Source organism: Microbacterium sp. SY138, from assembly GCF_039729145.1.
Classification (GTDB): Bacteria; Actinomycetota; Actinomycetes; order Actinomycetales; family Microbacteriaceae; genus Microbacterium; species Microbacterium maritypicum_A.
On record NZ_CP155793.1, the window covers coordinates 3,539,464 to 3,552,056 of the forward strand.

General features: G+C 68.7%; 10 protein-coding genes. 6 read left to right on the forward strand and 4 right to left on the reverse strand.

The window, feature by feature from the left end; all coding sequences use genetic code 11:
- Nucleotides 1-179: 179 nt before the first annotated feature.
- The 4 genes from ABDC25_RS17105 to ABDC25_RS17120 are packed head-to-tail and all read left to right on the forward strand — an operon-like array spanning nt 180 to nt 6,570.
- Complete coding sequence (locus tag ABDC25_RS17105; protein WP_347123811.1) at nt 180-1,481, forward strand: extracellular solute-binding protein; 1,302 nt, start codon at nt 180-182, stop codon at nt 1,479-1,481.
- Between the two features lie 3 nt (nt 1,482-1,484).
- Nucleotides 1,485-2,411: a sugar ABC transporter permease gene (locus tag ABDC25_RS17110; RefSeq protein WP_021201716.1), complete on the forward strand. Its 927-nt coding sequence runs from the start codon at nt 1,485-1,487 to the stop codon at nt 2,409-2,411.
- Nucleotides 2,408-3,343 (forward strand): carbohydrate ABC transporter permease, encoded by a 936-nt coding sequence (locus tag ABDC25_RS17115; protein WP_136024635.1) that lies wholly within the window; start codon nt 2,408-2,410, stop codon nt 3,341-3,343. The genes ABDC25_RS17110 and ABDC25_RS17115 overlap by 4 nt, the downstream gene beginning before the upstream one ends.
- A gap of 5 nt (nt 3,344-3,348) precedes the next feature.
- Nucleotides 3,349-6,570: a GH92 family glycosyl hydrolase gene (locus tag ABDC25_RS17120; protein WP_347123814.1), complete on the forward strand. Its 3,222-nt coding sequence runs from the start codon at nt 3,349-3,351 to the stop codon at nt 6,568-6,570.
- A gap of 43 nt (nt 6,571-6,613) precedes the next feature.
- On the opposite strand, the gene ABDC25_RS17125 is transcribed toward ABDC25_RS17120, so the two are convergent.
- The gene (locus ABDC25_RS17125; RefSeq protein WP_347123816.1) at nt 6,614-7,540 is read right to left on the reverse strand and encodes an endo-beta-N-acetylglucosaminidase H; all 927 of its coding nucleotides are present in this window, start codon (nt 7,538-7,540) and stop codon (nt 6,614-6,616) included.
- Here ABDC25_RS17125 and ABDC25_RS17130 point away from each other — a divergent pair.
- On the forward strand, nt 7,528-7,863 hold the full coding sequence (locus tag ABDC25_RS17130) for a hypothetical protein (RefSeq protein WP_347123818.1): 336 nt from the start codon (nt 7,528-7,530) through the stop codon (nt 7,861-7,863). The two genes, ABDC25_RS17125 and ABDC25_RS17130, sit on opposite strands and share 13 nt — an antisense overlap.
- 12 nt (nt 7,864-7,875) lie before the next feature.
- Here ABDC25_RS17130 and ABDC25_RS17135 read toward each other — a convergent pair whose 3' ends face one another.
- Both ABDC25_RS17135 and ABDC25_RS17140 read right to left on the reverse strand, forming a co-directional pair.
- Nucleotides 7,876-9,510, reverse strand: coding sequence for a hypothetical protein (locus ABDC25_RS17135; RefSeq protein WP_021201711.1), 1,635 nt, complete (start codon nt 9,508-9,510; stop codon nt 7,876-7,878).
- Nucleotides 9,507-11,042 carry an FGGY family carbohydrate kinase gene (locus tag ABDC25_RS17140; RefSeq protein WP_029259340.1) on the reverse strand — a complete coding sequence of 512 codons (1,536 nt, stop codon included), beginning with the start codon at nt 11,040-11,042 and terminating at the stop codon, nt 9,507-9,509. Before ABDC25_RS17140 ends, ABDC25_RS17135 begins: the two co-directional genes overlap by 4 nt.
- 194 nt (nt 11,043-11,236) lie before the next feature.
- Here ABDC25_RS17140 and ABDC25_RS17145 point away from each other — a divergent pair, with 194 nt between their 5' ends.
- Nucleotides 11,237-11,527, forward strand: a complete 291-nt coding sequence (locus ABDC25_RS17145) for a hypothetical protein (protein ID WP_021201709.1) — start codon at nt 11,237-11,239, stop codon at nt 11,525-11,527.
- 17 nt (nt 11,528-11,544) lie between these two features.
- Here ABDC25_RS17145 and ABDC25_RS17150 read toward each other — a convergent pair whose 3' ends face one another.
- Nucleotides 11,545-12,531, reverse strand: coding sequence for a LacI family DNA-binding transcriptional regulator (locus ABDC25_RS17150; RefSeq protein WP_021201708.1), 987 nt, complete (start codon nt 12,529-12,531; stop codon nt 11,545-11,547).
- Between the last annotated feature and the right edge of the window lie 62 nt (nt 12,532-12,593).

Genomic DNA, 12,593 nt, shown 5'->3' on the forward strand with positions numbered 1-12,593 from the left:
TAACGCTTGAGCAACAGGTGATCCACCCTGCGATGCCGGTCACCGGTATTCCGTCGACGGACCGTCTTGACAGGGAGGGGATCGGATGGTTTCATCTGCTAAAGCGTTGTAGTCCCCGGTGTGCGCAGGCCGCTGATCCGGACGTCACGCGGATTCGCCCGCCTCGAGGAAGAAGCACGATGAAAGTTCCCACACGCATTGTCGCTCTGGCAGCATTCAGCATCGGCGTTCTGGCGCTGACGAGTTGCACGGGAGGCGGGGGCTCTTCCGGCGCCTCGGGCCCCATCGACACCTCGGGCGAGCTCAGCGGCACGATCCAGTTCCAGACATGGTCGCTCAAGAACGAGAAGTTCACTCCCTATTTCGAAAACCTGATCGATGCCTTCGAGAAGGAGCACCCCGACGTCACCGTCGAGTGGCTCGACCAGCCGGGCGACGGCTACCAGGACAAGATCCTGAGCCAGGCGAACGCCGACACTCTTCCGGACGTGCTGAACCTCCCGCCCGACATCGCCTACCCGCTGGTGGCGGCGGGCAAGCTGGTCGACCTGGAGACCGCCGACCCCGACCTGAAGTCGGGCTACAACACCGGCGCCTGGGAGGCCTACAGCCAGTACCCCGGCATGGAAGGCACCTACGGGCTGCCGTGGTACCTCTCCAGCGACGCGTCCTGGTGGAACCTCGCCCAGCTCGCTCCCTTCGGCGTCACCCAGGAGAACCTCCCGACCACCGTCGACGAACTCCTCACGCTCGCGAAGGACGTGGCGACGGAGTCCGGCGGAAAGGTGCAGCTCCTCTCCTCCATCCCGGCGCTGGACACCTTCACTGCCGCCGGCATGGAGGTCATCAACGACAAGGGCGAGTTCGACTTCAACACCGACGAGGCCGCCGCGATCATCGACAAGTACGCCGACGCGTACGCGGCGGGCGCGATGCCCGCCGAGGCGTTGACCGGCGACTACGGCGGGAATGCGGAGGCGTACATCCAGGAGAAGGTCGCCTTCACGACCGGCGGCACCGGTTTCACGACCGATCTGCAGAAGGACGCACCGGCACTGCTCGAGAGCACGGTGGCCACGCCGCGGCTCGGCATCGCGCCCCTGTACGTGCAGGGCCTCAACGTCTCGGCCGACTCCGACAACAAGGAAGCCGCACTCGCATTCGCGGAGTTCGCGACGAACCAGGAGAACCAGGTGGCCTTCTCGTCGCTCGCCGTCGGCACCGCCCCCGGCACCGCCGAAGGCGGCGACGAGGTCGTCGACAACATCGCCTCCACCGTCACCGACGAGAAGCAGCTCTCGGCGATCGATACCGTCTTCGGCGCGATGAAGGACGCCAAGGCGCTGCCGTTCCAGTGGACCTCCGACATGGCCACCTACATGACCCAGCAGATCGCCCTCGCCGTCAACGGCGAGGCGGACTCCAAGGCCCAGCTCGACAAGATCGTCGAGTACGCCAACGCCAACCGCGTGGACAAGTAAGCCATGCGTGCGAACACCGGCATCCGGGCCGGCAGGAAGACGATGAGAACCCATCGGTGGTTCACACCCTGGCTGCTCCTCGGGCCCGCCGTCGCCTGGGTGCTGGTGTTCGCGCTCTGGCCCTTCCTGAACACGGTCTTCCTCAGCTTCACCGATGCCCGGCCGCTGCGGAACCCCGAGTTCGTGGGCGGGGCGAACTACGAGCGCATGTTCGGCGACGAGATGTTCTGGAACGCCCTGACGACGTGCCTCATCTACGTCGTCGTGTGCGTGCCGCTGCTCACGATCCTCCCGCTGCTGCTGGCGCTGCTCGTGCAGAAGAAGCTCCCCGGCATCTCGTTCTTCCGCACCACCTTCTACTTCCCTGTGATCGCCTCGGTGGTCGTGGTCGCCCTCATCTGGACCTGGCTGTTCGACAGCCGTGGCATCATCAACCAGACGCTCGAGTTCCTCGGGCTGATCGACAAGCCGATGGCGTTCCTCGTCGACCGCTGGCTGCTGCTCGGCTGCGCCATCCTGCTCACGGTCTGGAAGGGCCTGGGCTACTACATGGTCGTGTACCTCGCGGCGCTCGGGAACGTCGGCAAGGAGCTGCACGAGGCCGCGATGCTCGACGGCGCCGGCTCGTTCCGCCGGTTCCTGTCCGTCACCATCCCCTCCGTGCGCGGCGCGATGCTGCTCATCTCGGTGCTCATCGCCGTGTCGGCGATGAGGGTCTTCGCCGAGCTCGACGTGCTGTCCAAGAGCACGGGCGGTCCCGGCGGATACGACATGTCGCTCGTGATGCTCATCCGTCAGGTGGGATCCGGTCTCAACGGGAACATCGGGTACGCCTCCGCCATCAGCGTGGCGCTGTTCCTGCTCACCCTCATCCCGCTCGTCGCGATCGCCGTCATGAATCGCGAGAAGAAGGCGAAGGTCTCCGCATGAGCACGCTCACGCCACCCCGTTCAGCGGAAGACGTCCGCGCCTCCGAGGAGCCGGCTGCACCGACCCGCGAGCGCATGTTCCGCCGCCGCGGCTCCGGCGACTTCAGCAAGCCGACCCTCGGCGGGCTGATCGGCCGATACGCGCTCCTCCTCTTCGTCCTCGTGATCGTCATCGGGCCGTTCCTCTGGCAGCTGTCGACCTCGTTCAAGGGCGCCCAGGAGAACATCTACTCCTTCCCGCCCGAGCTCATCCCGCGCGAGCCGACCCTGCAGAACTACACCAGGGTCGCCGACATCGTCCCGGTGTACCTGTACGCCTGGCACTCGCTGCTCGTCTCGGTCGGCACGGTCATCAGCAACGTGGTCCTGGCCACCTTCGCGGGCTACGCGCTGGGCTGCATGCGGTTCCGCGGCAAGTGGATCGTCATGGGGATCCTGCTCTCGACGCTGCTCTTCCCCGGCGAGGTCACGGTGACGAGCAACTTCCTCACGATCCGCGCCCTGGGCCTGGCCGACACCCTCTGGGGCGTCTTCCTCCCCGGCGCGATCAGCGCGATGAACGTGCTGTTGATCGCCACCGCCTGCCGCATGATCCCGAAGGACGTGCTGGATGCGGCGACCGTCGACGGTGCGACGACCTGGCAGCGCATCCGGCACATCGTGTGGCCGAACATCCGCGGCATGGTCTCGGTGGTCGCGATCTTCGCCTTCATCGGCGCCTGGGACGACTACCTCTGGCCGCTGATCGTGCTGTCCGACCCGTCGAAGTACACGCTGACGGTCGGGATGGCCTACCTGAACAGCAGCTTCTCGGTCGACCCGCGTCTGATCGCGGCCGGCACCATGATCGCTCTCGTGCCGATCGTCATCATGTTCTCGTTCACGCAGCGGTTCTTCTTCAAGGGCGTGCAGGAGGGCGCGATCAAGGGGTGAGCGCCGTGCATCTCACGCCGGCGGACGGGCCGGCAGATCCCCCGTCGTCCCGTCCCCGCTCGGGTGTGCTGTCGAGCCCGGTGCACGCCTTCGTGTTCGACCCCTCCGCCGGCGAGCAGCGGATCGACGTCCCGGGGTTCGACGATCTCGAGATCACCCCGGACACCGTGCTGCACTGGGCGTTCTACGCCGACGGTCCCGATGCGACCCTGGCCCCGCACGCGGCCCTCGCCGTGACCGTCGACGTGCGCCTCGCCGACGGCACCCGACTGAGCGATGTCGCCGCCGTGCGCGACCGCTACGACTTCCCTGTCACGGCGCACGCACAGTTCGACGCCCGGTGGAGCCTGCCCGAGCAGTGGAACGCCGACACCGTCTCGCTCGCCCCTTCGGCACGCCGCCGCGGTGTGGTCGAGCTCGTGCTCGGCACCGCTTCGCTTTTCCACGCCGCGGACCTCCCCGCCCGATGCACGGGCTACGTGCAGGTCGAGGTCGAGCAGAAGACGCCGACGCCGGCCGACGTCGCCCCCGTCGAACGCGTCGACACCCGACGCGGCTCGCACTCCGGCCCGCGGTTCTCGCGCGGCAACACCATCCCGGCGGTCGCCCTCCCCCACGGATTCACGTTCGTCACGCCGTCGACCGATGCGGAGGACTCCCGCTGGCCCTACCGCCCCTTCGTGCACGACGACCCGCAGGGGCGTCGTCTCGAAGCCCTGCAGTTCTCCCATCAGCCGAGCCCCTGGATCGGCGATCGTTCCGTGCTGCAGCTGATGCCGTTCCTCGGCACGCCCACCTCGCACCGCGCCGGCCGCCGCCGCTGGATCACTCGCGGTTCCGAGCGTGCGCGACCGCACGAGTACGCGGCGGAGCTCGGCGACGGCCTGCGCGTCGAGATGACCGCGACCGCGCACGGGGCCGTCTTCCGCGTGCACAGCGCAGACCCCGATGCCCCGGTCGGCTTCGTCATCGACCAGCTCACCGACGACGGGCACCTCGCCTGGACGGACGCCGAAGGATTCGAGGGGTGGATCCCGGAGGGATCCGAGGAGTGGGGGAACGCTCCCCGGTGCTACTTCGCGGGCGCCATCCTGCCTGCCAGGGGCGACGTGCAGGGGGCCGTGGGGGCTCCCGAGCACGGCCCGCTCGATGACGACGGACGCGGCGAGGTCGCGGGCTACGTCGCCGGACGCGGATCGCTCGAGGTGCGGATCGGCCTCTCCTTCCTGTCGGTGGAGCAGGCCCGGCATGCTCTGCAGACCGAGGCACCGCCCTCGGTGGCCTACGAGGAACTGCGAGACGCCGGCGCCGCCTCGTGGAATCGGCTGCTGTCGCGCGTGACGATCCCGCCGCTGCCCGACGCCGACCTTCCGTATCGCACGCTCGCCGACGAAGAGCATCGCTCCCGGATCGCCGGGGCGTTGCACCGCATGCACCTGTACCCCAACAGCGCGGCCGAGAACGTGGGCACCCCGGAGACGCCCGCCTGGCGGTTCGCCGATGTGTTCGCCGCACGACACCCCTCGGGCGAGGGTGCACCGGCCGTCGACGGGGAGCTCGTCGTGAACAACGGGTACTGGGACACCTATCGCACGGAGTGGCCGGCGCTCGCCCTGCTCGATCCGGGGCTCGCCGGTACGCTGCTCGACGGCCAGCTCGAGCAGTATCGCCGCGGAGGGTGGATGGCGAGATGGAGCGCGCCGGGGTACGTCGACAGCATGGTCGGCACCTCGAGCGACCAGATCTTCGCCGACGCGGCCCGCTGGGGCGTGGAGTTCGACCGGGTCGGCGCATTCGAGAGCGGGTGGCGGAACGCCTGCGAGCCGGGGCCGGACGCACGCCGCGGGCGCAAGGGCATCGCGAGGGGCCGATTCACGGGGTATATCTCCGCGGACGTACCGGAGGGCATGAGCTGGAGCATCGAGAACGCGGTGAGCGATGCCGCACTCGGCCGCTTCGCCGCGCAGCGGGCTTCCGACGTCGGATCCGGATCGGAATCAGCACGCTATCGATCCTTCGCCCGGTACTTCGCGAATCGATCCCGGTCGTATCGCACACTGTTCGACGAGGGCACGGGGTTCTTCCGGGGAAGGGACGACAGCGGTGCGCGCACCCCCGGATTCGATCCGCGATCCTGGGGCGGAGACAACGTCGAGACGAATGCCTGGGGCATGTCGGTCGGGGCTGTGCACGACGGAGCAGGCATCGCCGAGCTCTACGGGGGTCCAGCGGGCTTCGGCCGCCACCTCGACGCCCTCTTCGCGGAGCCGGAGACCGCGGACGAACGGTTCGGCGGCGCGTACGGCACCGTCATCCACGAGCAACGCGAGGCGAGGGCGCTGCGTTCCGGGATGTGCGCGATCTCGAACCAGCCCGCTCACCACATCCCCTTCATGTACGCGTTCAGCGATCGCCCGTGGCGGTCGGCGCCCCTCGTGAACGAGCTCGCCGGACGGCTGTTCGCCGGCGGGCACATCGGCCAGGGTTTCCCCGGCGACGAGGACAACGGCGAGATGAGCGCGTGGTGGCTGTGGGCGGCGCTCGGGCTGTACCCGCTCGAGCTCGCCTCCGGACATCTGCGGATCGGATCACCGCTCTTCGACGACATCCGCGTGGATCGCGGCGACGGCTCTACCCTGCGCATCCGGTCCCGACGCTCCTCCCCCTCGGCCCACGTGCTGCAGGAGGCGCGACTCGACGGGGCTCCCATGGCGTCGGCCACGCTGCCGATCGACGCTCTCGCCGGCGACGTCGTGCTCGACCTGGTCTTCGGCGACGACCCCGTGTGCGCGCTCGAGACCGGCGAGCCGACTCCGCGCGACACCCCCGAACCCTGGCGCGCGGACCTGACTTCGACCGGGGGCGAGGTCATCTCCTCCGTGGCGCTCGCGCACCCCGAGCGCGTCTTCGACGACGGGGATCCGGCGGGGGATCCCGGCGTCACCCTCCGCGCCGGGGAATGGGTCGGGTGGCGGTTCCCCGAGCCGCGCGGCGTCAGCGACCTCAGTGTGACGACGACGGCCGCCTCGAACTCGTCTGCACTGGGCTGGGAGATCCTGGGAGCGGACGAGAACTGGACTCCCGTGACGACGACGCATCAGGAGGCTCTGCTTCGCGATCGCACGACGCCGTTCACGCTCACCGACCGGGTCGTGACCCCGGCGCTCCGCGTGCGTGCGGAGGCCGAGGTCACGATCCGTCAGCTCGAGGTGTTCGATCTGGACTGAGCACTCGAGACGGCACGTGGCCGGCTCGCGGCACATGGCCGGATCACGGCGCAGCCGTGTACTGCGTCGCCTCTCCCTTGAGCTGCTGCGTGATCCCGGACAGCAGCGCGGACTGGTCCGTCGCGGTGAGGTTGTACGCGACGTACACGCCGTACCCGTCGGCCACCGTGCGCTCGGCGAAGTCCGCGGCCGTCGACGAGCTCACGTTCGCGAGGTCGATCGCCGCAGCCCCGAGGCGGGTCTTGTCCCCGAAGCCCGGGATGGTCGGCGCGTCGTACGTGGGGTAGTACGGGTTCCAGGCGTAGTCGATCACGCCCGCGACGTCGAACAGGCTGAAGTCGGTCACGGTGTACGTCTCGCCGATCGCGTACAGGCTGATGATCTTGTCGGGGCCCAGGCGATCGCGGAGAGCCGTCGCCAGCCATCCGAACGACTGCGCGTTGGGCTGCGGCGTGCCGTCGACTCCGTACTGCGCGTACTCGTCATCGAAGTCGATGCCGTCGAGCCCGTAGGTCGTCACCGCGTCGGCGAGTTGGGCGGCGAAGGCATCGGCTTCTTCGTACGAGGTGAAGTTCGCGAATCCCGCCCCCTGATGGTTGCCGAGCACGGAGAGCAGCACCTTGGTGCCGCGCGCCTGCACAGGGCGGATCTGGTTCTCGGCATCGTCGAGCGTCGCGGTGACGCGGTCGTTGAAGTGCAGGTATGCCTTCTCGCCGTCGTAGTTGATGTTGGCGGCGAAGATGATCGCCATGTCGACGGCGGGCGTGCCCGAATCCGCCAGCGTGTAGTCGGCCACGTTCGCTAAATCGTTCGAGTTCACCTCGACGTACGCCACCACCTTCGGATCGGTCGCGGGGCTCTCGGCGACAGCCGGCGAGGCGGCGACGGCTCCTACCGTGGCGAGCGCCACCCCGGCGAGCGCCGCGAGCCCCTTTCGGAACCGGTGAATCTTGACGTGTGACTGAGTCATGGCTGATCGTCTCCTTCATCATCGATATCGAGATCAGGCCGCTTCGGTGCGACCTGCGGCTGACTATATCGCTTAAGTGGACGGAGGTGAAGAAGTCGATGAAGTGGATGATTCTCTCCTCCTGCACCGGAGCCGCAGGAGGCGACCTCCCCACAACGACTGGGTACGTCACCCACGGACACCGGAATACCGCGACAACCTGGCCGCTCCTCTCGGCGCGCATCGACGGCATCGACGGTCGACTCGGACGCATCGAATCGACGCTCGGCGACCTCGACACGGAGCTGACGAATCTCGCGACGCGTTTCTGGCGATCGCAGTAGCTCCCGAGCCGATCAGACCGCCACGTCTCCCACCAGGTTGACCTTGATGCCCATGCCGGCGAACATCGCGGCCTTCGCGATCAGGGCCTTGTCGGCCGTCTCGGCATCCGGGGCGTAGACCAGCTGCGCGTGGTTGGCCTTGTGGCGGGCCATGAACTGGTCACGCGAGATGCCGTGCAGCACCACGTGCGCGATCGGCCATTCCGGGTTGGTGGCGTCCTTGCGCCGCTGCGTCTCCTCGGCAGGAAGCTCGACGACCGAGGCGCGGAAGATGTCGGCCTGCAGGATCCCCTCGGCGATGAACACCCGCGACAGCACGATCTCACCCGGCTTCGAGACGCCGTTGATGGTCGCACCGCCGGCCGGGAAGAACACGTGGCCCTGGCGCCAGCCCTCGGCGTTCTGCCACCCGCCCAGGTGCGAGGCGGGCACCGAGCCGGAGATCTCGTAGACCCAGACGAACTGCCCGTCGTAGTCCTCACCCCAGCGCACGTCGTGCAGGGTGTTGTCGGGCACGAGACCCATCGCGCGCCACACCCGGTCGGTCACGAGCGCGTCGACCGCGACCCCCTCGTCGGCTTCGTTGAAGTGCGGGAACGCGCGCCCCTCGTGCAGCACGCGTGAGCCGTCGCGCGAGGTGACGGGCGGCCGCTCGGTCGAGTTCAGGATGCCCTCGGCCAGGTCCGACGCCGGCACCAGGTCCTTGAGCCCCTGCTGGTACTGGATGCCGACCGCATCGAGTCCGAAGTCGTCGGCGATGCGGAGCGCGGCGATGTACATCTTCAGCTGCCACTGCACCTGTTCGCGCGTGAGCTCGGTGACGGCGTCGTCGCCGTAGCGGAACGTCATGCCCGCATCGATCAGCCAGTCGTAGGCGGCATCCGCCTCGTCCTCGGTGACGTTCAGCATCTCGGCGTACAGCGCCGACTGCGACAGCCGCTCCTTGTAGATGCCGGTCCCGTTGAGCAGCTCGTCGTCGAAGATCGCGTTGTACATGCCCATGCATCCTTCGTCGAAGACCCCGATGATCGCCTTCTCGGCGCGCAGCTCGGCCGCGAGCGCCTCACCCAGCTGCTTCTCGGGGCTCTCCGGCAGTGCGGGCAGTGCGCGCACGTGCGAGGCGTCGTGGGCGATGGCACCGGTCTCGGTCCATTCCCTGATGCCGTCGGTGAACCACTGATCGGTGAAGTCGACCGACCACGTCGTCGCATAGGGCTTGTCCATCTTGGTCAGACCCGCGTTCAGCCCGAGCAGCCCGACGAGTCCGGGCCAGTCCCCCGCGAAGTTCGCGACGGTGAGGATCGGCCCCTCATGCGACCGCAGACCGGCGAGCACGTGGTGGGAGTACTGCCAGTTGGCGATGGCGACGACGAGGGGAGCATCGACGGGAATGCTCTTGAACACCTCGAGTCCCATCCGCTGGCTCGAGATGAAGCCATGGCCGGTCTCGGGGTCGACGCCGAACGGGCGGATGACTTCCCAGCCGAGCGCGTTCAGCACACCGGTCACGCCGCTCTCCAGCTCGACCTGCGTCGGCCAGCCGGCGACGTTCGCCGACTCGCGCAGGTCTCCGGACGTGATGATGTATGCCGTCTTCGGCGCGGTGGCCGGACGGGTCGCCGGCGTCGGCAGGGTGTAGGTGGTCATGATGCCTCCGGGGCGGTGGGGGTCGGGTTGTCGATGGTCGCGGGCGTGCCGCGCTGGGCAGCGGCGAGTTCGTGGACGACGGGCTTCGACCCCTCGTACAGCCGCACGTAGCGGTCGAAGAGGGCGTCGTAGAGCGGGCGCACCGCCTCGTCGGGGTGGATGCGCTCGGAGATCGGGTTCCAGTCGGCGATGACCGGAGTCCCGTCTGGTGCGGCCGTCGCGGTCGCGGCGAGGAATGCCGCCCCGTAGCTCGCCCCGATCGTGGTCGCGGGCACCTCCTGCACGAGTCCGGTGACATCGGACACGATCTGCAACCACAAGCGCCCCTGGGTGCCGCCGCCGACCGCGACGATGCGGAGGATGTCCGCCCCCGCCGCGCGCATGGTCTCGACGTTGTGGCGCACCCCGAGAGCCGTGGCCTCGAGCGCGGCCCGGTAGAGGTCACCGCGGGTGTGGTCGAGCGTGAGTCCCGCGATCACCCCCCGGGCGTCCGGGTCCTGGATCGGCGTGCGTTCGCCCGCGAAGTAGGGCAGGACGAGGAGGCCCCGCGCTCCGGCCCCCGAGGTCTCGGCTTCGGCGAGCAGCTCGGGATAGTCGGCGCCGGTCAGCCCCACGAGCCAGGCCGTCAGCGCGCCCGAGGTCGAGAGGCCGCCGGCGAGGTTGCGGGTGCCGGCGAAAGCACCGGCCGTGGTCCACATCGATGGCGTCCGCAGCGTCTCGGCACCGTTCGTGAAGACCATGAACATCGTGGTGCCGTACATCAGCATCAGGTCGCCGACCTCGTGCGCGCCGACGCTGACGGCCTCGGTCCAGGCGTCGATCGTGCCCGTGATCACGGGAGTGCCTGCGGGGATTCCGGTGAGCGCCGATGCCTCGGCCGTGACTTCGCCGGCGACATCTCCCGCCCACTGCAGAGTCGGCTGCTCGACATGCGCCGCGTATCGGTCCCACCAGGGGCCGTGCCAGCATTCGCCTTCGATGTCATAGAGGGGGGACACCTGACTGGCGGACTGGTGATCGAGCACGTAGGCGGCGGTGAGCTTGCGCACGAGCCACGTCGCGGGCATGTACAGCCGCCGCGCCCGTTCCCACGCCGCGGGCTCCTCGTCGGCGACCCAGGCGATCTTCGGTCCGCCCGCCTGCGAGGTCAGCGTCGACCCGCCGATGCGAGTGATGTCGTCGACGCCCAGCTCCCGGGTGAGGCGCTCGATCTGCACGGTCGAACGGGTGTCGACGCCGTACAGGATCGCCGGGCGCACCGGGACGTCATGCTCGTCGGCGAGGAGGATGCAGGGGCCCATTCCGCTGACGCCCACGCCGACGATCTCAGCGTCCGGGACTGCGGCGAGCAACTCCCCCGAGATCGCGACGAACTCGTCCCACCAGATCGCGGCGTCCATCTCGACCCAGCCCGTGCGCGGACGATCGACATCGTGCGCCCTGGTCGCCGATGCCAGGATTCCACCGCCGGCATCCACCAGCACGCCCTTGCTGCTGGACGTGCCGATGTCCACCCCGAGGGTGCAGCGCATGGAGTCCTCCTCGTGCCCGGACGACGGAGTCCGGGCTTCATCGCCACTTTACGCGAAATCGATTTCATGACGCAAGGCGCGAGTCGTCCTGCACCACTCACGCCGAAGGGTGATGCGCCCACCGACCGCAGCTTTCTGGCTGACCAGGACCGGAATACCGTGACATTCTGGGCACCCCGAATCAGACTGGAGGCATGCGCTTGGACGACCCGCAGGTATGGACGCTGATCGGCGTGTTCACGACCATGATGCTCGGCGGCATGACCCTCATGACGATGCAGTTCAGCCGGGTGATCCGCGCCGAGGTCGGTGGCCTGCGCGGCGAGCTGCGGGGCGAGATCGGCGGACTGCGCGGCGATCTGAGCGGGCGGCTGGAGAGTCTCGAGGGCCGGCTCACCGGCCGCATCGACGCCCTGGAGCACAAGGTCGACAGCCTCGACAAAGAGGTGGCGAACCTCGCGACGCGGTTCTGGCGCTCGCAGTAGCCGGCCCGACCGCCCGCTCAGCTCCGCACGGCGCTCGCGGGCTGAAGCTCGTTGCGCAGCACGACCGTGCGCGCCGGCTGGGTATCACCCTTGATCCGTTCGAGCAGCATCCGCGCCGCGGTCACACCCATGTGCCGCGCCGGAAGGCGCACCACGGTCACGACACTCGGCGAGAGCGTCGTGAACGGCAGCGAGCCGATCACGGCGACACCCACGTCCGGCGGGGTGAGTCCGTGCTCCGTGAGCACCTGGATCGCTCCGACACCGATCAGATTGTTGCCGGCCACCACCGCATCCGGAGGTTCCGGGAGGGCGAGCAGTTCCTCCATCGCGGCACGCCCGCCGTCGACGCGGAACGTCGCGAAGCGCTCGAGGCCGTCGAGGGCGAGATCGGGATATGCCGCGGCGAGCGCGGAACGCCATCCCGCAGCGCGCTCGGCGGCGGTGTCGATGTGCGCGGGCCCTCCGATATAGGCGATGCGACGGTGCCCGGCATCGATCAGACTCCGCGTCGCCGATGTGCCTGCCGCCCGATTGGCCATCACCACACCGTCGATGTCGTAGGTCGTGCTGCGGTCGACGGCCACGACCGGCCGGCCGGTGGCGAGGAGGCTGTCGAGGTCGGAGTGCTCATCAGCGGTCGCGATGATCACGCCGGACATGTTCTCGGCGATCGCGATGCGGAGGTACGTGGCCTCCTTCTCCACCTGCGCATCGGAATTGCAGAGCACGACGGAGTACCCGGCCTCCGAGGCGACATCCTCGACCCCTCTCGCCATCTCGGTGAAGTACGGGTTCTCGATGTCGGGGATCACGAGGGCGATGACCTCGGAACTCTGTCGACGCAGCGAGCGGGCGGCCCGATTGGGCGTGAAGTCGAGCGTCGCGGCGGCCGCACGGACGGCGGCGACCTTCTCGTCCGACACGCTCGTGCCGTTGAAGACGCGCGAGACCGTCGCGGGCGAGACGCCGGCGAGCGCGGCGACGTCGTAGATCGTTGCCATGCGCTCCTCTGCTTCCCGCCGACTGCTGCTGCCCCGGCTCGCCCGCCGACAACGCCCGGATG

Excerpts from the sequence above, each read along its gene's own strand:
- ABDC25_RS17105 (WP_347123811.1), top strand. The coding sequence starts at position 180 with ATGAAAGTTCCCACACGCATTGTCGCTCTGGCAGCATTCAGCATCGGC.
- ABDC25_RS17110 (WP_021201716.1), top strand. The coding sequence starts at position 1,485 with ATGCGTGCGAACACCGGCATCCGGGCCGGCAGGAAGACGATGAGAACC.
- ABDC25_RS17115 (WP_136024635.1), top strand. The coding sequence starts at position 2,408 with ATGAGCACGCTCACGCCACCCCGTTCAGCGGAAGACGTCCGCGCCTCC.
- ABDC25_RS17125 (WP_347123816.1), bottom strand. The coding sequence starts at position 7,540 with ATGACTCAGTCACACGTCAAGATTCACCGGTTCCGAAAGGGGCTCGCG.
- ABDC25_RS17135 (WP_021201711.1), bottom strand. The coding sequence starts at position 9,510 with ATGACCACCTACACCCTGCCGACGCCGGCGACCCGTCCGGCCACCGCG.
- ABDC25_RS17140 (WP_029259340.1), bottom strand. The coding sequence starts at position 11,042 with ATGCGCTGCACCCTCGGGGTGGACATCGGCACGTCCAGCAGCAAGGGC.
- ABDC25_RS17145 (WP_021201709.1), top strand. The coding sequence starts at position 11,237 with ATGCGCTTGGACGACCCGCAGGTATGGACGCTGATCGGCGTGTTCACG.
- ABDC25_RS17150 (WP_021201708.1), bottom strand. The coding sequence starts at position 12,531 with ATGGCAACGATCTACGACGTCGCCGCGCTCGCCGGCGTCTCGCCCGCG.